19 protein-coding genes are annotated in these 19,864 nt (G+C 62.6%); 5 read left to right on the top strand and 14 right to left on the bottom strand.

The features are described 5' to 3' along the window. Window positions 1-76 precede the first annotated feature (76 nt). The 3 genes from FQ705_RS07935 to FQ705_RS07925 form a co-directional block, all read right to left on the bottom strand. Complete coding sequence (locus FQ705_RS07935; protein WP_144139290.1) at window positions 77-1,180, bottom strand: SAM-dependent methyltransferase; 1,104 nt, start codon at window positions 1,178-1,180, stop codon at window positions 77-79. A gap of 37 nt (window positions 1,181-1,217) precedes the next feature. Continuing rightward, complete coding sequence (locus FQ705_RS07930; protein WP_144139287.1) at window positions 1,218-1,994, bottom strand: DUF1295 domain-containing protein; 777 nt, start codon at window positions 1,992-1,994, stop codon at window positions 1,218-1,220. Between the two features lie 82 nt (window positions 1,995-2,076). Beyond that, on the bottom strand, window positions 2,077-2,682 hold the full coding sequence (locus tag FQ705_RS07925; protein ID WP_144139284.1) for a lipocalin family protein: 606 nt from the start codon (window positions 2,680-2,682) through the stop codon (window positions 2,077-2,079). A 275-nt stretch (window positions 2,683-2,957) separates the two neighbouring features. Here FQ705_RS07925 and FQ705_RS07920 point away from each other — a divergent pair, with 275 nt between their 5' ends. Together FQ705_RS07920 and FQ705_RS07915 are read left to right on the top strand one after the other, a co-directional pair. Further along, window positions 2,958-3,161: a DUF3562 domain-containing protein gene (locus tag FQ705_RS07920; RefSeq protein ID WP_144139282.1), complete on the top strand. Its 204-nt coding sequence runs from the start codon at window positions 2,958-2,960 to the stop codon at window positions 3,159-3,161. A gap of 155 nt (window positions 3,162-3,316) precedes the next feature. Continuing rightward, window positions 3,317-4,420 carry an NAD(P)/FAD-dependent oxidoreductase gene (locus FQ705_RS07915; RefSeq protein WP_144139279.1) on the top strand — a complete coding sequence of 368 codons (1,104 nt, stop codon included), beginning with the start codon at window positions 3,317-3,319 and terminating at the stop codon, window positions 4,418-4,420. On the opposite strand, the gene FQ705_RS07910 is transcribed toward FQ705_RS07915, so the two are convergent. Then, on the bottom strand, window positions 4,401-4,679 hold the full coding sequence (locus FQ705_RS07910) for a GntR family transcriptional regulator (RefSeq protein ID WP_260854413.1): 279 nt from the start codon (window positions 4,677-4,679) through the stop codon (window positions 4,401-4,403). The two genes, FQ705_RS07915 and FQ705_RS07910, sit on opposite strands and share 20 nt — an antisense overlap. Before the next feature lie 109 nt (window positions 4,680-4,788). On the opposite strand from FQ705_RS07910, the gene FQ705_RS07905 reads away from it, so the two are divergent. From FQ705_RS07905 to FQ705_RS07895, 3 genes are all read left to right on the top strand, one after another. Beyond that, complete coding sequence (locus tag FQ705_RS07905; RefSeq protein WP_144139276.1) at window positions 4,789-5,250, top strand: GNAT family N-acetyltransferase; 462 nt, start codon at window positions 4,789-4,791, stop codon at window positions 5,248-5,250. Between the two features lie 220 nt (window positions 5,251-5,470). Continuing rightward, entirely contained in the window at window positions 5,471-7,180 is a 1,710-nt protein-coding gene (locus FQ705_RS07900) for a molecular chaperone HscC (protein WP_144139274.1), read from the top strand. Window positions 7,181-7,186: 6 nt separating this feature from the next. After that, the gene (locus tag FQ705_RS07895; RefSeq protein WP_144139271.1) at window positions 7,187-8,872 is read left to right on the top strand and encodes a J domain-containing protein; all 1,686 of its coding nucleotides are present in this window, start codon (window positions 7,187-7,189) and stop codon (window positions 8,870-8,872) included. A 164-nt stretch (window positions 8,873-9,036) separates the two neighbouring features. Here the strand turns inward: FQ705_RS07895 and FQ705_RS07890 are convergent, their stop codons facing one another. The 10 genes from FQ705_RS07890 to FQ705_RS07845 are packed head-to-tail and all read right to left on the bottom strand — an operon-like array spanning window position 9,037 to window position 19,853. After that, window positions 9,037-10,440 (bottom strand): MFS transporter, encoded by a 1,404-nt coding sequence (locus FQ705_RS07890; protein WP_144139268.1) that lies wholly within the window; start codon window positions 10,438-10,440, stop codon window positions 9,037-9,039. A gap of 25 nt (window positions 10,441-10,465) precedes the next feature. Next, window positions 10,466-11,731 (bottom strand): NAD(P)/FAD-dependent oxidoreductase, encoded by a 1,266-nt coding sequence (locus FQ705_RS07885; protein WP_144139265.1) that lies wholly within the window; start codon window positions 11,729-11,731, stop codon window positions 10,466-10,468. Beyond that, complete coding sequence (locus tag FQ705_RS07880; protein ID WP_144139261.1) at window positions 11,724-12,689, bottom strand: VOC family protein; 966 nt, start codon at window positions 12,687-12,689, stop codon at window positions 11,724-11,726. The genes FQ705_RS07885 and FQ705_RS07880 overlap by 8 nt, the downstream gene beginning before the upstream one ends. Before the next feature lie 27 nt (window positions 12,690-12,716). Continuing rightward, a complete protein-coding gene (locus tag FQ705_RS07875; protein WP_144139258.1) occupies window positions 12,717-14,207 on the bottom strand; it encodes an aldehyde dehydrogenase in 1,491 nt (496 codons plus the stop codon). Window positions 14,208-14,239: 32 nt separating this feature from the next. Then, window positions 14,240-15,070: an aspartate dehydrogenase gene (locus FQ705_RS07870; RefSeq protein WP_144139255.1), complete on the bottom strand. Its 831-nt coding sequence runs from the start codon at window positions 15,068-15,070 to the stop codon at window positions 14,240-14,242. Further along, window positions 15,063-16,721 (bottom strand): thiamine pyrophosphate-binding protein, encoded by a 1,659-nt coding sequence (locus FQ705_RS07865; RefSeq protein ID WP_144139252.1) that lies wholly within the window; start codon window positions 16,719-16,721, stop codon window positions 15,063-15,065. The genes FQ705_RS07870 and FQ705_RS07865 overlap by 8 nt, the downstream gene beginning before the upstream one ends. Beyond that, window positions 16,714-17,511, bottom strand: coding sequence for an SDR family oxidoreductase (locus tag FQ705_RS07860; protein ID WP_144139249.1), 798 nt, complete (start codon window positions 17,509-17,511; stop codon window positions 16,714-16,716). The genes FQ705_RS07865 and FQ705_RS07860 overlap by 8 nt, the downstream gene beginning before the upstream one ends. After that, window positions 17,511-18,395, bottom strand: a complete 885-nt coding sequence (locus tag FQ705_RS07855) for an IclR family transcriptional regulator (RefSeq protein ID WP_144139246.1) — start codon at window positions 18,393-18,395, stop codon at window positions 17,511-17,513. The genes FQ705_RS07860 and FQ705_RS07855 overlap by 1 nt, the downstream gene beginning before the upstream one ends. A 1-nt stretch (window position 18,396) precedes the next feature. Further along, the gene (locus FQ705_RS07850; protein WP_144139243.1) at window positions 18,397-19,287 is read right to left on the bottom strand and encodes an alpha/beta fold hydrolase; all 891 of its coding nucleotides are present in this window, start codon (window positions 19,285-19,287) and stop codon (window positions 18,397-18,399) included. A gap of 38 nt (window positions 19,288-19,325) precedes the next feature. Then, window positions 19,326-19,853, bottom strand: coding sequence for a cupin domain-containing protein (locus FQ705_RS07845; RefSeq protein ID WP_144139240.1), 528 nt, complete (start codon window positions 19,851-19,853; stop codon window positions 19,326-19,328). Between the last annotated feature and the right edge of the window lie 11 nt (window positions 19,854-19,864).

The raw sequence follows: 19,864 nt of genomic DNA, 5'->3' as shown, positions 1-19,864 counted from the left end.
CGAGGTGAGTGGTGCCCAAGATGATATGCCGCCGTCCCCGTTCGCGGCCAGTCCTCGAGACGAGGCTGGCCGGCTTTCAGCGCTTTACAAAACGATAATGCCCTACGCCCCATTCATTGCCGTTGGCATAGCCGAACAGCTCGGCGACGGCCATGTAGAACATACGCCAGCGCTGCAACCAGACCGCGGCATCGCGGGTGCCGTAGGTGTCCACCAGCATCGGCATGACACGATCGCGCGCGGCATCGAGCGCGGCGAGCCACTGATTGGCCGTACGCTCGTAATGCGTGCCGCTCACCCACCATTGGCGCTCCATGCGCAAATCGTCCTGAAAATTCAGCAGCAAAGCTTCCGACGGCATTGTCCCGCCGGTGAAGAAGTACTTCGACATCCAGTCGCTGCCGTCCTGCACCTCGAAGTGATACGCGAGCGTGCGGTGCACGAAGATATGCACGAACAGCTTGGCGCCGTCGCGCATCCACCGGGAGATTTTTTCGAGCAGTGTGCCGTAGTTCTTCATGTGCTCGAACATCTCGATCGACACCACCCGATCGAAGCCGCCTCCCAGTTGCGCCGGGTCGAATTCGAAATCGACGATATTGCCCGTCACCACGGAGAGATTCTGCAAGCCACGCTCGGCCGCACACGCTTCGATGAACGCACGTTGCCCGTGCGAATTCGACAACGCGACGATCTGCGAATGCGGATAACGCGCCGCCAGCCACAAGGAAAGCGAGCCCCAGCCACACCCCAGGTCGAGAATCCGCTGACCATCCACCAGTTCCGCGCGCTCGGCATAGCGTTCGAGCATGGCCGCCTCGGCTTGTGCGAGGGTTTCATTACCTGTGGGATACAGGCAGCACGAATACTTCAGATGCGGCCCGAGATGCGCGTGAAAAAACGACGCCGGTACCTCGTAATGCTGCGTGTTGGCGGCTTGCGTTTCGATCGCGATGGGACTCGCGCGCAAGTCGTCGAGCAGTCGATTGAGCCGTTGCGCACGCAACTCGCCGTTGTCGATCGACTCGTCGCGCAGGCGCTGGCGCATCAGCTGACGCATACCGAAACGGATCAGTCCATCGGGCAGCCAGCCGCGCTCGCAACTCTGGATGAGCCAGCCGTCGCTGGGCTCGACAGGCGCGGACGGCGGCATCGTGTGGTCGGTGGTGGAAAGGCTCATGAGACTGACTCCTGTCGTTTTCTTGTCGGTTTTTCTTCTAATGGCGCGGCGGCCACGGAATCAGCGCACTGGTGGTGCGCATGTAATCGGCGTAACCGGGCCGGTGCTTCGCCATGCTCTCTTCGAGCAGCGGAATGCCCGAGAGCTTCAGCAGCAGGAACGCCATCAGCACCGGCGGCAATAACGTGAGCCAGCCCCACGGCGTGCCGATCGACAGTGCGATATATGCCACCCAGTGCACACATTCGAAAAAGTAATTCGGATGCCGCGAATAGCGCCACAGTCCGACCCGGCAAACCGCCTCGCGATTCGCCGGATCGGCCTTGAAGTTTTTCAGCTGACGGTCGGCCACGCCTTCCCCGGCGACCGAGACGATCCACAGCGCGATCGCCAGCACGATCCATCCGCTTGCCAGCGGACTGCTGCGATACGACGGCACGATGAAGGCAATCGACAGCAACATCGAAATCACCACCTGGATCTGGAAAAACCAGAACATCTTGCTCGCCGCCTTGTCGCCCCATTCTTCGCGGAAGCGGTGATAGCGGGCGTCTTCCGGTTTGCCGAAATTGCGCCGCCACAGATGCGTGCCGAGCCGCACGCCCCACACCAGACCGCCCAATGCGGTCAGCGCACGTGCCACCGGGTCGCCGTTGCCGAGCACCCCGTACAGCACCGCCACAAGGCCGAGCGAATACGCCCAGATCGGATCGACCATCCCGGCGTTCTCCGTCTTCAGCTGCCACGCCCAGGCGGCGCTGAAGATCACGACGAGCCCGATCAGGGCAATCACGGCGGCGGCAAGTGGCGGCATGGGTCGCTCATTCAATGACGATGCGGGTTATACGTATGACGAACAGACTTGGATGCGGCTTGCGGCCCATCCGGCTTGCCCGCTAATCCTTGTCGCCCGGCGAGGAAAACCCGGCTTTGCCCAACTGATCGGGGTGCTGCGGCACGCGCTTGAAGCGCGACGTGTCGTAACCCATCGTATCGAGCCGCGCGAGCAGGGAACGGTATGTGTCGTCGCTCATGTCGGGCTCGCGCGAAAAGATCCAGCCGAGGTTCTTGCCGGGATAACCGAGGATCGTGTACTGGTAATCCGGATCGACATAGAGCGTGAGTTGCGTCACGTGGACGGGCCAGAAAATCTGCACGCTCCACTCGCCGCCATCCTTGCCGGGCACCGGCGTGTCGAGGAACTGATAGTGTTTTTCCGGCGCGTCGAAGCTTTTCTTGCGGGCGTAGTACGAGTCGTCGATCTTGCCGTCGGGGCGCAATTTCCATTCCGCCCGGCTCGCCACCATGTCGCGTTCGGCGAAATACGGAATGTTCGCGATGATGTACCAGCGGCCCATGTAGCGCGGCAGGTCGACGGGAACCGTGGCCAGCGGCGCGCTAGCCCGTGGATTCGGATTCGGCGGATCGTTGGAACAGCCGGTGAGCGACACCAACACAGCAGTTGCAACGGCAGCAGCAGCGGCTTGGAAAAAACGGCGCATGGCAAAGGCCTCGGACAGAACGGTCATAAAACGTATTACGTTCGATAGGGCCGGATGGATGCAATTCTCGGTGCGGTGGCCGTCAAGCCGGCAACTCTCGCCGAAGCTGCGCGCATTCGCGCGTGCCGGTATGGTGCATGTTGCAACGCAAGACAAAAATCTCTGTGGATCGCCGCCTGCGATAGGTCGATTTAATTGGCATCGCGGCGGATCGCATCCTGTAATGAACCTCTGTTTCCCGCGATTCCGTCCAACCTGCCTAACCGGAGCAATCCATGTCGCAACCCGAACCTAATATCGATGAAGTCGTGAGAAGCATCGCAGAGGAAACCGATACGCCCGCCGAAACCGTTTCGAAGATGTACGCCGACACTCTCGCCACCTATCGAACCGATGCACGCGTATTCGATTACGTGCCGCTGTTCGCCGCCAAGAAGGTGCGCAGCCAGCTTCGCCTCGGGTCCCATCGCAAGCACTGACACGGCAGGGCGAGGAGACCACCGCCCCCGCTGCGCGACGCGCGGGATCGCGCGGTTCACGGCGCGGATTCGCCTATCGTTTCGTATAAACCCCGTTTCAATGACTTTTTTCCCGCTAGACTCTGACCCGAAACCATCGACTCGGGGGAGTGTGCATGCGAGTGACAATCGTTGGCGGGGGCATTGCCGGTCTTAGCACGGCATGGTCGCTAGCCAAACAGGGACACGACATTACATTGATCGAGCAGGGCTCGATTCCCAATCCGCTCGCGGCTTCTGGCGATCGCCATCGCATGATTCGCCGCGCCTATGGCGACGCCGACGGCTATGCACGCACCATTGCCGAAGCGCTCGATAGTTGGGATTTGTTGTGGAATGACCTCGGCGTATCCCACTATGCGAATTGCGGCGTGCTCGGCATTTCGCAATTTGCCGGAGACGGCGCCGAGCAATTCCGCGCGGGACTCGATCGCATGGCGTTCGAGTATGAATACTTCGATGCAGCCGAAGCGGCCACGCGTTATCCCTTTCTCGATCCCTCGGCGTTCCGCTACGCCTACCTCGATCACGACGGCGGCGCGCTCTTCAGCGAACGCATCGCGCGCGACATAAAAGCGTGGCTCAAGATGCGTGGTGTCGATGTTCGCCTGCACACCCGCGCGGTTTCACTCGATCCGCACACGGCGTCCGTGCGACTCGAAGACGACACGCTCGTGCAAGCGGATCGACTGGTCGTCGCGGCTGGGGCATGGACGCTGCGGCTCTTTCCATCTCTCGCCGAAAAGCTCATGACGTTTCGCAATGCCGTGGTTTATCTGGAGCCGCCGGAGGATCTCGAAGAGGCGTGGGCCAATGCGCCGGCCATTGTCGATATCGGCGGCAAGAGCGACGGTTATGTGTTGCCGCCGATCGACGGTGTCGGCTTGAAGTTCGGCGCCGGTCTGCATAAGACCATTGCGGAGAACCCCGACGCGAATCGCGATCCGACGGCCGGCGAAGGCGAACGCATACGCCGGATGTTTTCGCCGCCGTTCAGCCGTCTCGATGAATATACGGTGAGCGAGGTAAAGACCTGCGCCTACACGTTCACAGCGGATCGGCGCTTTTTTTCGACGCGCATCGGCAATACGCTGGTGGTGTCGGCCTGTTCGGGGCATGGCTATAAGTTCGGCGCGGCAGCGGGACGGCGCATCGCTCAGGCGCTCGAAACGGGCGACGATGCAACCCTCGCACGTTGGCTCAGAGCCGAGACCGTCTGAAAAACAGGTTGACGATGGAGCCATGCCAGCTCGCGCTGATGAAACCTTCGTCGGTGAGGCGTTCATAGGCGTACAGAACCAAATTGCGCGCGATGCCCAGTTGCTCGGCCAGCGCACGGCTGGCAAGCAGACGGCGGCCGTGACCGATCGCGCCATCGAGAATTGCGCGGCGCAGGCTTTCGTAGAACAAGTCTTGCTGCGTGAGCTTGCGGCCGCCTAACGCGCGCTCTACATTCGACATCAACAGCGCGTAGTCCAATTCGTGGCTCCAGGTTTCGCTCACCTTGTGGCGCTAACAATGGTGCCATAAATTTCTTATTCTCATGGGTCGGGAGCTTGCTGCCATCAACTCATAAGGAACCACGCACATGTCCAACTCCATCCAGATCCGCCCCGTGGCGCCCGACGACTTCGACGCCTGGCTACCGCTCTGGGACGGCTACAACACGTTCTATGGCCGCTCCGGCGAAACCGCCCTGCCACGCGAAATCACGCAACTCACGTGGTCGCGTTTCTTCGACGCCTACGAACCGATGCATGCGCTGGTTGCCGAACGCAACGGGGAATTGCTCGGTCTCGTGCACTTCCTGTATCACCGTCACACCACGATGGCCGCGCCGATCTGCTATCTGCAAGACCTCTTCACACTCGAATCCTTGCGTGGCAAAGGCGTGGGCCGCGCGCTGATCGAGGCCGTGTACGCGCGCGCCAAGGCTGACGGCCTGCAACGCGTCTACTGGCAGACGCACGAGACGAACCAGACCGCGATGAAGCTTTACGACAACGTCGCCGACCGCTCCGGATTCCTGGTGTATCGCAAGACGTTGTGATGCTGCGGAACGCCGTCGTTTAGCAACGTGCACGACGGCCATCATGCGCACGGCTCCGTCCGCGCCGATTCGACATCTCTCCGCACGCCTCGCTCAAGTTTTACCGGCCGCTTGCCGTTATCGCCATTGGACGGAGCTACATGCAACTCCGACGCGGTATATCGGCGAACACTTGAGCGATCTCCTCATGGAGGGGCGCAGAACGAATCGGAAACTGACCATGCCTTCGATCATCGGCATCGATCTCGGCACCACGCATAGTCTCGCGGCTGTGTGGCGCGACAACCAGGCCGCACTCATCCCAAACGCCTTGGGCGAGACGCTCACGCCGTCATGCGTATCCATCGACGACGACGCTTCGATTCTGGTCGGGCGCCCGGCTCATGATCGTCTGCATACGCACCCGACGCGCACTGCGGCGAACTTCAAGCGCTATATGGGCACCAATCGAAGCGTCACGATTGGTACCGACAAGCTGCGTCCCGAAGAGTTGTCGTCGCTGGTGCTCAAATCGCTAAAGGCCGACGCGGAAGCGTTTCTCGACGAGACAGTCAGCGAAGCGGTGATTGCCGTCCCCGCTTATTTCAGCGACGCCCAACGCAAAGCCACCCGCACTGCCGGCGAACTGGCCGGGCTCAAGGTGCTGCGCCTCGTCAACGAGCCGACCGCGGCCTCGCTTGCATACGGCGTGCATCAACGCGACAGCGAACGCAAATTCCTGATCTTCGATCTGGGCGGCGGCACCTTCGATGTATCGGTGCTCGATTTTTTCGAAGGCGTGATGGAAGTACGCGCCAGCACCGGTGACAATTTTCTGGGCGGTGAAGACTTCACCGAGGCGCTGGTCGAGCTGTTTTGCCAGCGCAACGAATTGAAGGCCAACTCGTTGACGCCGATCGCCGCACAGCGTCTGCATCAGCAAGCCGAGCGTGCGAAACGCCAACTCACGCAGCACGGCGCGCAGGGCGCCACGCTCGAACTCAGGATCGACGACAAGGAATACGCGCTCGAACTCGATGCCGCCACGGCGGAACACGCCTGCGAACATTTGCTGCAACGTCTGCGCAAACCCGTCGAACGCGCACTGCGCGATTCGAAGATCGCCGTCGCCGCGCTCGACGAGATCATCCTCGTCGGTGGTGCATCGCGCATGCCGATGGTACGCAAGCTGGTGTCGAAGATGTTTGGCCGCTTGCCTTCGGGACATCTGAATCCGGATGAAGTCGTTGCGCTCGGCGCGGCGGTGCAGGCCGGACTCGTCGCGCGCGATGCGGGACTCGACGAATTGGTGCTGACCGATGTCGCACCGTATAGCCTCGGCATCGATACGGCTATGCAGGTCGCACAAAATCAGTTCGCGGCGGGGCATTTTCTACCCATCATCGAACGCAACACGATCGTGCCGGTGAGTCGCGTGCAGCGCATTTTCACGGTGTGCGACAGCCAGAGCGTGTTAAGCATCAAGGTGTTTCAGGGCGAAGCGCGTCTGACTGCGGACAACGTGCCGCTCGGCGAATTCACGCTCGACGTGCCGATCAAGCCGGCTGGCCAGGCTGGCGCCGACGTGCGCTTTACGTATGACATCAACGGCGTGCTGGAAGTCGAAGCCGCAGCGTTTCCCGGCGGCGTGAAGCGCGCGATGGTGATCGAAGAAAACCCCGGTGTGATGACGCCCGAGGAAATCCGCGAACGGCTCGCGGCGCTGGGCGCGTTGAAGATCCATCCGCGCGATCGACTCGAAAACCGGACGCTGTTGACGCGGGCCGATCGCGTCTACGAGGAGACGCTCGGGGATCATCGGCAATATCTGGCCGCACATATCGCGCGCTTTCAGGCGTTGATCGAGCGGCAGGAAACCGGGGACATCGCCCGTGCGCGCGGCGAGTTAGCTGCGTTGCTGGATCGGTTCGATGTGCACGTGACCTATTGATCGGCTATGAAAGCGAGATCGAGTAATCACTGGCCTTGGGATGCGCTCGGCGTCGAATCGGATGCCGACGAGCGTGCAGTGCGTCGCGCGTATGCGAAGCTGTTGAAGCGGCAACGGCCGGATGAGGATGCCGAGGGATTTCAGCGTCTGCGGTATGCGTATGAATCGGCGTTGCAGATGGCGGCGGGCGGTGTGGCCACGCAAACGCAAACGGCCGTGCAGACGGCCGAGGTGGGCGCGGAGGCTGAAGCGCCGGGCAAACCATTGTCTGGCGCGACCCGTCCGGTTCACGACGAGCAAGCTGCTCCTCGTGAACCGGATGCATTCGAACGTGCCGTGCAACTTTGGCAAACCTTCGTCGCTCAACCGGATCAACTCGAATCGCGCCGTTCGCTGCAGGATCTGTTCACGTCGGTCGTGAACATCGAGACGCGCGACGAACTCGAATGGCAAGCGCTGTGTCATTGTCTGAACGAATCGACGCCGGCGACGTTGCGCACGAACCTGAGCGCCGTGCTCGGCTGGCGGGACGGCGCGCATCTGCACAAACGCAACGCGGCGATCGCGAGCCTCGCGTTGAACCGCATATTCGCCGACGAAGACTATGACACGCTACGTCTGCGCTACACGGACGCGATGGCTCTGCTCGAAGGTTCGCAGCCACAGATGGCAACCGGCGTGAGGATGCTGCTACGCGCAGGCGTGCGTGCGCAACTGGAGCAGTTGTTGGCCGCGCTGGCCAACTACCATGCGAACGTCATGCGACTCCGACTCGACGCCGGGAAGGTCGAGTTCTGGAGCGGTTGTCTGAAATTGCGCATCGGCGTCGGCCGATTGTTTGGCCCGGCGCTTGGGTTGAATGCGTGGTGCGGCCTGCTCTTTGCCACGGCGTCGCTCGGTCCCGTCAAAGGCTGGGGGTTCGAGGAATGGGGGCCAACGCAACTAGGCGTTCTTTTGTCGACGCTGATGCTCGCGCTCGTCGGGATTGCCTCGGGTGCTGTGCTGCTGAACGAGGTGCAGCAGCGCCGATTACGAGCGTTACGCTCGATCGGTTGGCTGCGTTATGGTTGGGTCCCGGTCTGGCTTGGCGGGTCCATTGCCGCGTTGTGTGGCGACGTTGACGGCGCGACGTATGCCATCGCGCTGGGCATGCTCGGCGGCTGCACGATCTGGGCGGCGCTGATTCATGGGTGGCCGCCGCTCAAGCGGCTTGCGATCACGGCGGCATTTTGCGCAACGGCCTCGGGATTGGCGGGGCACTGGCTGGCGATCGATCCGCATGCGTGGATGCTGCCGTATGCGCATGGTGTGCTGGTCGCTTTCTTTCTGTCGTTTTCCCAACCTGAGTGGCGCGTGTGGCTCGAGCGTCGCTCACGCGTTTCCTGGGCGTGTGCGGCGACGTGGTTCGCTGGTTTCGCCGCGCTGATCGCGCTGCTGTTGGAGCGCGATGCGCAATCGATGCAGTTGGCCTGGGCGCTCTTCACGTTGCTGTCGACGACCGGCGGCGTGTTGGCGACGGCGCGCTGGAAGGAGTGGCCTGGCGCGATTCCATCCCTGTTTCGCGGCTATGTGAACGTGGTCTGGATGGTGGTCGCGATTGGTCAGCCGGATGTTATTGCTTGTCTGAATGCGGGGTTGTTGGGGATCTGGATTATTGAGGGGTTTCGACAGAGGGGGAATGACGGAACGTGAGATAACGGTTTCGAGCGACATCCCCACACGCAACCCACTACTCCCACAATCCCCATCCCCAAAAAACAAAAGGCGCACCACCCGGTGCGCCCTTCGTCTCCCCACTATCGCGGCACTACACCATCAACCGCCCACCAAACGCTTCAATGCCACCATTCAATCCCTCAAGCTTCCAACTGCTCCAACACTTTCCCCTTGGTTTCAATCCCAAGAAAGTGCACCGCGATCGCCGCCAGAAACGGTACCGCCGCGAGAATATAAAACGCCACCTGCAAATTTCCGCCGATCATCGTCTTCGACACGATAGCCGGCGCGAAGATCGCGGCCACTTTGAGCCACGCGCCGCCCACACCGCAACCCATCGCACGGATACTGGTCGGATACAACTCCGGCGTGTACACATAAGCGGTAATGAAGCCGCAAGCCAGAAACCCAAGCGAAAACGCACAGCACGTGGCCACCACATACACCGACGAATCGTGGAACACGCCCGCCAGCAACAATGAAATCGCGCATGCTATGAACGACAGATTGATAATCGGCTTGCGTCCCACCTTGTCGACCAGCAACGCGCAAGTCAGCGATCCCACCACGCCCAGCACCGAAGCCGCCACCGCCAGATTCAGCGCCAGTTGCAAAGGCGCGTGATACACCGTGCGATAGATAGTCGGCAGCCACGTCGACAGTCCGTACTGAATGAAGCCGCACGTCACCCACAACATCGCCACAGCCAGCGTACGCTTCAGATACGCCGGACCGAACAGATCGCTCATACGACGCTTCGGGTGACGATTCGCCATCGCCTCGAACTCCGCCGAATGCACCACCGGCGGCAACGGACCCTTCGCGGCACGTTCGAATGCATGCACGGCAGCGTCCGCCTCGGCCATCCGTTCACGCTCGGCGAGCCAACGCGGCGATTCCGGGACGAGCTTGCGCAACACGAAGAACAGAATCAACGGCATGCCGCCGATAAAGTACATCGCCTGCCAGCCAAAACGCGGCACGATCCAGGCACCTAACGCATTCGACGCCAGCAAGCCCACCGGGAAAACGATTTCATACAACAGCACGAAACGTCCACGGCCATGCGCACGGCTGATCTCGTTGATGTAGGTCGCGGCCACCGGCAATTCGCCGCCGAGCCCCAACCCCTGAATCACACGCAGCACGATAAACGCGGCGAACGTCGGCGCAAAACCACACGCAATACTCGTAATGCCGATGATCCCGGAACTCAACGCAATCGCCTTCACGCGTCCATTGCGCTCGGCATACCACGGAAACACAAACGCACCGATCAACTGGCCCACCGAGCCGGAGCCGATCAGAAAGCCGATTTCCCACGGCGTCAGATGCCACTTCGCGATCAGGATCGGCAGCGTGGCCGCGATCGCGATCACATCGAAGCCGTCGAAAAACGTCGCCAGTCCGATCAGAATGCGCGCGCGCACCTGCATCGCATTCTTGGGCATCCGTTCGAGACGCGCAATGATCGAGCCCCGGGTCACGGGGCCTGAGACACCGGCGCTGCTGCGGTCCCCCATGGTGTTGTCGATGGTTCTCATGCCGTGGTGCCGTCCGTAGATGTGGTTAGGCAAGTGCCGTTGAGGCGTCGGTCAAGGTGGCAAGGTCGATCGTCCGGCCCTGGTTCATCCACTTGCGCGACAGTTTCAGTTCGCGCGGCGTGTTGATGGCGATCACGCCGCGAATCGCGCCGTCTTCCAGATAAAAAAGCGTGGCGCGCTTGCCCGGCAAATCGCCGCGCACGGCGAGTTGCGCATCGGCCGGAATGTTGCCGAGGATCTGCAGATTGACGTCGTACTGATCGGACCAGAACCACGGAATGTCCGCGTACGGTTCGAAGTTGCCGAGCAACGCCTTCGCTGCGGAGATCGCCTGGTTCTGCGCGTTGGCCCACGATTCGAGCCGCACGCGGCGCTTCAACCACGCGCTCGGATGATTGGCGACATCACCGCACGCGAAGATGCGTGGGTCGTCGGTCGCGCCGAAGTGATCGACCACGATGCCGTCGTCCACTTTCACGCCCGCGTTTTCAGCCAGCGCCGTATGCGGCGTAAGGCCGATACCGGCGACGGCGAAATCGGCGTCCAGGGTCGAGCCGTCCTTGAAGGTTGCGCGGATGCGGTTGGCGTCGTTGGGATGATCTTCGATCGTCAGTAACGATGCGTTGAGGCGCACGTCCACGCCGTTCGCACGATGCAAGTCCAGAAGAAAGCCGGACACCATCGGCGGCAACGAGCGCGCGCACAAACGCGACGCGCCTTCGATCACCGACGCTTCAACGCCGAGCTTGCGCGCCGTGGCCGCCACCTCCAGGCCGATCCAGCCACCGCCCACCACCAGCACGCGCTTGCTGGCGCGCAGCCGTTCGCCGAGCGCGACGGCTTCGTCGAGCGTGCGCAAATAGACGACGTGTGAGGTCTTCACGAGCGCTTCCGGCAAGCGGCGCGCTGCGCCGCCGGTCGCGATCACCAGACGGTCGTACTGAACTTCACGGCCTGACCGCGTGCGCACGATACGCTGTTCGCGATCGATCGACGTCGCGCTATCCGGTTGCCATGCTTCGACATTCAGCGCGTCGAAATCTTCCGGCTTCACGAGCCGCACGGTATCGATATCCGCATCGCCGGAGAGCACGCCCTTCGACAGCGGCGGGCGCTCATACGGCAAATGGACTTCATCGGCGATCATCACGAGGCGGCCGTCGAAGCCTTCCTTGCGCAAGGTCTTCACGACCCACCCAGCCGCCTGACCACCGCCGATCACGACGATCGTGCGCGGCGTTTCGAGTCCGGCATGCGCGGCTTGTGCCTTGTCAGCAGCAGCGTCAGTCATTTTTCCGCTCCGTCATGAACTTGCCTTCCGGCGCCCTGGCGTCTTTCTGACGCCGCGTGTTGCCGTCGATCCCGCCGTCGATCGCCCATTCGGCGAACACGGTCGGCCCCGGTTCGAAATCGCGCGGCTGCCAGTCGGGCGTGAGCTGATCCTCATCGGCGTAGTACTCGATCAGGCCGCCAGCCGGATTCTGGAAGTACCAGAAGTAAGCCGACGACACCGGGTGACGACCCGGACCCAATTGCGTGTCCCAACCGCATCGGCTGATGTGCATGCCGCCGCCGAATACTTCGTGGATATCGCGCACGGTGAAGGCCACGTGGTTCAGACCGCGCTTACCGTTTGGCAAAGCCAGCAGGAAAATATCGTGGTGACCGCCGTGCGGCGCGCAGCGCATGAACGCACCACGGCCCGGATAGCGGTCCGACATTTCGAAGCCGAGCAGTTCCTGATAGAACTTCTCCTGCTCCGCGAGACGGTTCGTGAAGAACACCACATGCCCCACTTCGACCGGCTCGGCGCGCTCGTAAATCGTCGACGGTTGATCGACGCGCAGCGTCTGGCCCCACACGTTCGACGGCGATCCGTGAATGTCCACCGCACGCTTGCGAGTCACTTCAATGCGAATCGCCATACCGTTCGGGTCGATACAACCCACCGCTTCGTCCGTTTCGAAATGACCCGGCTGACCGGCGAAACGGCCGCGCAGTTCGTCGAGTTCCGCTTTCGTTGCCACGCCCCATGTCACTTCGCGCAGCGTCGGACCTTCTTCGAATGCGGGCGGCAACGACGGATCGTTGGCCTCGACGGCAAGCACCGTGCAGCCGTTCAGCGTCTCGAAGCGCGCGCGCGTTTCATCGTGCGCAACTTCCTTCAAGCCCCAATCCGCGAAAAAGCGGCGGCATGCGTCGAGATCCGTCACGCCATAAATAATCTGTTCAATGCCGAGAATCGTCATAACGTGCCTCTTACGTATCTTGCGTCTTCAATTTGCCCACGCCAGCGGCGCGTCGTTCAAGCCCCAGTAGAGGCTCTTCTGCTGCATGTATTCGCGGATGCCGAGCCGGCCTTTCTCGCGTCCCATGCCGCTCTCTTTCCAGCCACTGAACGGCGTCGAGATCGAGAACAGCTTGTAGGTGTTGATCCAGACGGTGCCGGCTTCGAGCGCGCGGGCAATCCGGTAAGCGCGCTTGTAGTCGCGCGTCCAGATGCCGGCGGCGAGGCCGAACACGCTGTCGTTCGCTTCTTTCAGCAACGAAGCTTCATCGTCGAAGGGCATGGCCACCAGCACCGGGCCGAAGATTTCTTCCTGGCAGATGCGGGCACTGTTGGTCAGGCCTTCGAGAATCGTCGGCTGGAAGTAGGTGCCGGCCTCGCGGCCGTCGCCCACCGGACGCTCGCCGCCGCACAGCAGTCGGCCGCCCTCTTCCAGACCCAGCGCGACATAACGCTCGACAGTTTCGCGATGCGCCGGCGTAATCAGCGGACCCATCTGCGTCTCAGCGCGCGAGGGATCGCCGACGCGCAGCTTGCGCGCGCCTTCCGCAAGACGCCTCATGAACGCGTCGTAAATCGAGCGTTGCACGAACAGGCGCGAACCCGCGATGCACGCCTCGCCCGACGAACTGAAAATGCCGTACAGCACGCCGTTGACCGCGTGATCGAGATCGGCGTCGTCGAATACGATGGTCGGCGACTTGCCGCCGAGTTCCAGCGAGACCGGCATCAGCTTGTCGGCTGCAATGCGCGCGATGCCGCGACCCACTTCGGTGCCGCCCGTGAACGACACTTTCTTCACCAGCGGGTGACGCACCAGCACGTCGCCGATCACCGAGCCTTTGCCCGGCAGCACGCTGATCACACCCTTCGGCACACCGGCTTCTTCGCAGATGCGCGCCAAAGCCAACGAAGTCAGCGGTGTCACTTCAGCCGGCTTCAACACGACGGCGTTACCGCCTGCGAGTGCCGGCGCGAGTTTCTGTGCATCCGAAGCGATCGGCGAATTCCACGGCGTAATCGCGGCGATCACGCCGATCGGCTCGTGAATGCTCATCGTCAGATAATCGCCCCGCGACGGCGTGACTTCTTCGTCGAGCGTTTCGAGGCAGGCCGCGAAGTAGCGGAAGGTGTTGGCTGCGCTCGCCACCAACACACGCGTTTCGCTGATCGGCTTGCCGTTGTCGCGACGCTGCAATTGCGCGAGCGCTTCGTGACGCGCCATGATGAGATCGGCGATGCGATACAGAATCAGCGCGCGTTGATGCGGCTTCAGACCCGACCAGTCCGCTTTTCGCCACGCGATGTCCGCAGCTTGCACGGCGTCGCGGGCGTCGTCGGCGTCGGCTGTCGAGATTTCAAGGTTGACCGACTGATCCGCCGGATACAGGCTGGTGTACGGTTTGCCACGCCCTTGCCGCCATTCGCCGCCGATGAAAATATCGCCGGTGGGCACGAGGCTGGTATCGAATTGAGTCATGTCGGTCATTCCAGTTTGCTTCAGCTAATGGCTTAAATCACGCAACGCGCGGCACGATTGCGTAGCGCGCGAATCGCGCTATACGCCGTCAAGGCGGATGTCTTGGGGTTATCCGGCAATGGTTTGCCGCACATTTCGAGCGACATTTCGCCGAACGCGCCACGCGCGAGAATGCGGTGCACGTTGCGCGTCACGCTCGGGTCGGCGATCAGTCGAACCGTGGTGTGGTCCAGACCCAGGCCGGCCAGCGCGATCGTCGCGGCTACGTTGGCGTTCTTCGGATACAGCCGCGCCGCTTCGCGCGCGCTGCCTTCGAAGATCACCCGCTCTTCGGTCAACGCATTCAGATCGCAGAGCTGTTCGGCCGGCGTGCCCAGCCAGCCCGTGGGCGGCTTGCGGCCGGTGTACAGCACTTCGTCGAGGCCGCCGAGCTTGGCCGCGGAGAGCGCATCCACACCGCCGATCGCGCCCGACAGCAGCGTCAGCGTGGCGTCGCCTTCATCGGCGGCGGCGGACAGCGCGTCCAGCAGCAGCATGTCGGATAGCGCGCCGATCGAGGCCACCGCGCAATCCGTGCCGGACTTCAGCAAGGGCACCACGTGATCGACCAGGGCGCTATGACCGGCACATTCCAACGCGAAATGCGGCTGGCTGCTCAATGCGGATACAGAGGTCACCACGTCCACCGAATCGCCCACGAATTCGCGCACCGACGCCATGTGGCGTTCCGGCACGATCACGTGCGACACGCGCACCGTTGGATCGGCGGCGACCGAGCGATACACCGCCTGGCCAATCGCGCCGAAGCCGATCATCGCGACATCGACGGGTGCGTGGTGCCCCGCGTAGCCGGCATCACGCATGTTCCGGCTCCTCTTTCTTGACCGGCGGACCCGCGAACGCGGTGGCAAACGAGCCGACCGACAACATGTCCACTTCGACCAGCACCGGACCCGTCTTCGCCATGCCTTCGCGGATGATCGCGTCGGCCTGGTCGAGCGACTTGATGCGGTAGTGCGTGAGCTTCAAGCTCTCGCAGAACTGCGCGAAATCCGGCTGGTGCAGATCGACGTAGCAGCGGCGGCCGCCGTATTGCGCGTCCTGAATATTGCGGATCACGCCGTAGCACTGATCGTTCATCAGCACGATCATCACGTTGGCGTTTTCCTGCACGGCCGTCGCGAGCTCGCCGACGTTGACCATCAGGCCGCCATCGCCCACGAGGCACACCGTCTTCGCCGCGTTGCCTGCAAGCGCGGCACCGATTCCCATCTGCATGCCCTGACCGATGCCGCCGCCGAGAGCATGAACGCCCGCGCGCGGCGAGAAAATCTTCAGCATGCGGTTGCCCCACGTGCTGTTCGAAATCGTGACGTCGCGCACCCAGTTGTAGTCGCGGCCCACTGCGGCTTGCAGTGCGTCGACGAGACGCTTGTACGGGCCGAGGCCCTTGCCTACGTCGGCGACGGCGGTTTCGCGCGCGGCGGCCAGGTCTTGCGCGAAGGTCGGATCGACCTTGAGGCGGCCTTCGAGCAACGTCGCCAGTTCATCGAGTACGGAAGCCGCGTCGCCGTGAATGAACATCTCGTTGCGATAGCCGCGGTTATCGGCGAGCGCGTCGGCGTCGATGCGATACAACGGTTGCGGCAACGCCAACTTGTATTTCAGCGTCTCATTGCCGCGCAGACGCGAACCGACCACCACCAGCGCATCGCACGTCTTATAGAAGCTCTCGACCGAGGCATGCACGTTGAACGCGCCAAGCGTCGCCGGATGATCTTCCGGCAGCACGCCACGGCCCTGCACGCTGGTCACCACGCCGAAGCCCAACGCCACCAGACGCTCGACCGCCCGGGTCGCGTGACGCGTGCCGCCGCCCAGCCACAGCAGCGGGCGCCTGGCTTTCGCGAGTTGCTCGGCGAGTTGCGCGACGCGCGTACTGCAATGCGTAAGCGTCGTGATATGCGGCGCGGCGAGATCGGCCGGCCATTCGACTTCGGCCGCTTGAATGTCGATCGGAATCTCGACGCTGACCGGGCCGCTCGGCGCGGTTTGCGCGACGCGCACGGCTTCGCGGATCGTCGGCAGCGCGGTTTCGACCGAGCGCACGCGGAATGCGGCCTTCGAGATCGACGACAGCATCGACAACTGGTCCGGCGCTTCGTGGATATACGCGAGGTCCTGGTCCAGGTATTCGGTTTCGATCTGGCCGGTGACGTGCAGCAGCGCGGTGCCGGCCGTCAGCGCTTCGACCATCGCGCCTGCTGCGTTGCCCGCCGCGGTGCCGGTGCTGGTGAAGGCGACGCCGAGGCCGCCGGAAACGCGTGCGAGACCGTCGGCCATGTTCAGCGCGCCGGCTTCGCCGCGTGCGCCGACGTAGCGGATCTTGCCGCGGTTATGGATCGCATCGAGGATCGGCATGTTGTGGATCGAGATCACGCCGAATGCGGTTTGAACGCCGCATTGCTCGAGAAAGGCGGCGATCAGTTCGCCAACGGTGGTTTTATTAGACATGTCGTGCAACGCCTCCAGAAACATCGATGTGACTGCCCGTCGTATAGGACGACAGCGTCGTAGCCAGATAAAAGAGCGCTTGAGCGGCTTCTTCGGGGCGACCGAAGCGGCCTAGCGGAATGTTTTTCTTGCGCGCCAGTTCGCCGGTCCAGTCTTCCCAGCTTTGGCCTGGCTGCGCCTGCGTCGCGTAACGGCGGCGCCACTGACCCGATTCGACGATGCCGATCAGAATCGAATTCACGCGAATGCGCTGCGGAGCGAGTTCCACCGCGAGCGATTTGATGAGGTTCTGCACGCCCGCGCGCGCCGACGAGGTTGCGACCATGTGCGGTTCGGGTTGCTGTGCGAGCAGCGAATTCACGCAGACGATCGACGGATTCGCCGCATCGCGCAGCATCGGCAGGAACGCGCGAGTCGGGCGGATCACGCTGAAGTATTTGAGGTCGAGTTCTTCGCGCCAGGCCTCGTCGGTGGTGTCGGCGAAGGTCGACACGCGGCCCTGACCCGCGTTGTTCACCAGCATGCCGGTGCGGCCGAAGCGCGCCTGCACGGCTTGCGCGAAGGCGCTCACGTCGTCGGCGTCGAGCACGTCGCAGCGGCGCGCGAGCAGTTGCGCAGCGGGAAACTGCACGTTCAGCGCGGCCTCCGCTTGCGCTAGACGTTCGGTGTCGCGACCGCAGATCGCGACCGAAGCGCCGGCTTGCAAAAACAGTTCGGCGGTCGCGAGGCCGATGCCGGACGAACCGCCCGTCACCACCGCTACCTGTCCGGTCAAGTCGATCTGGATCATCAGAGCCCCAATGCCTTCATGTATTGACTGCCCGAATTCGGGCCGGAGTTCGGCCGGTAATTGAGGCGCTGCGAGAGTTCGTCGGCCGCGCGGCGGACTTTGTCGATCAGGCCGCTGTCGAGCAGCGACGCGTCGATCTCGTGGCGCGGAATCGTCGTGGTAATCACGGCGACGATGCGCCCCGTGTCGTTACGCACCGGCACGCTGACTACCGAAATGCCGCGCTCGAACGACGACTCGCTGATCGCGAAACCGCGTTGCGCGTCGTCGCGAACCCGCTCGTACAGGTCGTCGACGGTGGCCGGCGTTTGCTTCGTGTAGCGCTCGAGTTCCGGTTCGGGATACAGCTTCTTCAGATCGTCGAGCGACATGTCGCCCATCAGCACCTGGCCATGCGTAGTCGCATAAGCGGGCAGACGGGTGCCGACGTTCACCTTCACCGAACTGAAAATCGGCGCATGGCTTTGCGCCTTGGCGACGAACACGACATCGCGTCCGTCACGAATCACGATGTGACTCGTAAGACCGGTGTCGTCACGCAGCGCTTCGATGATCGGCAAGCCGAGGTCCGTCAATTCGAGCGAGCTCAGGTACTCGAAGCCGAGCCGCAGCACGGCGACGCCGAGTCGATAGTTGCGATCCTTGTCGGCCCGCTCGAGAAACCCAAGCGATTCGAGTGTTTGCAGCAGACGGAATACCGTCGTGCGAGGAATCTTCAGGCGCCTGGACAACTCCGGTGCGCCGAGGACCGGCTCACGCGGCGAGAACTCCGTGAGGATCTTCAGACCGCGTTCGAGACCCGGCACGCGGTACGTAGACTCGCTGCTGGTGTCGTTGCGGTCGTCGTCCGCGTCGCGCTCGGCGTTAATCGTGTCGGGCGTCATTTCATTGGCTCCGTTGTCCGTCGCAGGCGCGACAGAACGTGTCGATGATCGCGGTGTACGCGGTGGGTGCTTCGATATAGCCGGCGTGTCCTGCTCGCGGCACAATCTGCAATTGGGTGGATGCGGCGAGCGCGAGCCGTTCGCAGGCGTCGGGCGGCGTGATGGTGTCGTCGGCGCCGACTGCAACATTGATGCGGCCGGTGTGACGCGCAAGGTCGCTCGCGAGGTCGGCGTTGGCGAGTAGATGCGTCGCCTGAGCATAGCCACGCGGGATCACGCGTGACATGTTCCAGCGCACCCACGCGCGGGCTTCGTCGCTTGCGTGAGCCGACAACATATTGCTGCTGCGCTTATCGGCGAGTCCTTGCGGGCCGAGTTCGCTCAACATCGCGAGGCGTTGATCGCGTTTCGTATTGCGCACCTCTGCGGACGCGGAACCGTACCCGCCAGCAGGCGACAACAGCAACAAGCCGGCGACGCGCATCGGTTGCGCCACGGCAAACGCACCCGCAACGATCGCGCCGAGCGAGTGTCCGAGCAACACACAGCGTTCGATGCCCAGCGCGTCGAGCCATTCCTTCAGCACGCTTGCGTAGTCGCCTGCGTTCGGCGAGTCCGCCGCGACCGGCGTGGAGGCGCCGTAGCCCGGCGCGTCCCACGCCAAAACGCGACGCGTCGTGCCAAGCGCTTCGAACTGCTGCACCCACGACGCCGCACCCGAACCGATACCGTGCAGCAACACGAGCGGTAGCGCATCGCTATTTGCGCTATCCACTTCGCGATAGCTCACCGCGCGTTGCGAGGCCAACCAGGTCTGCTGCGCCGGGAAGCGCGCAAGGCGTGCTTCGAGCGAGGCGTTCTGATCGACGGTGACGGACGGGACAGCGGACATGATTTCCTTCGCGGGTGGTTTAAAACAACGAAGCCGGCTTAACGCTTGAGCCTGGCGAGCGGCGAATCCGGCGGATACGTCGGCGTGATCGGCTTCGCCGAACCGAGCATCACGCACATCAGCGCGTCTTCTTCGCCGATGTTCACTTCCGTGCGGTACACGCCCGGCGGCACCGAGATCAGATCGCGTTCGCCGAGCACGGCTTCCCACGTTTCACCGTCTTTCTCGCAGACCACTTTCATCTTGCCGCGCAGCACGAAGAAGATCTCTTCGACATCCATATGGATGTGGCTGGGGCCGATGTTGCCGGCCGGGATCACCATCGTCGAAAACGTGAAGCCGCCCGCGGGCACCGTGTTCATGTCTTTCGCGACGCCGGTGCCACCGGTGCCGACGTAGCGCATTTGCGCGCGGCGATATTTCGGGTCGTAGTCGGCCTGGAACTTCAGTGCATCCCAGTCGTAGCGACGCGTTTCCAGACGCGCCACGCGGCTGTCCAGCCATTGACCAAAACTCGCGTCCGCAGGTTGTTCCCACGATTTGCGTTCGATATCGGCGTCCGCCATTTCCTTCTCCT

This window comes from Paraburkholderia sp. BCC1884 (genome assembly GCF_900996225.1).
Lineage (GTDB): Bacteria > Pseudomonadota > Gammaproteobacteria > Burkholderiales > Burkholderiaceae > Paraburkholderia.
Note: the sequence above shows the minus strand (reverse complement) of the source record. Positions and strands in the feature narration are given on the sequence as shown.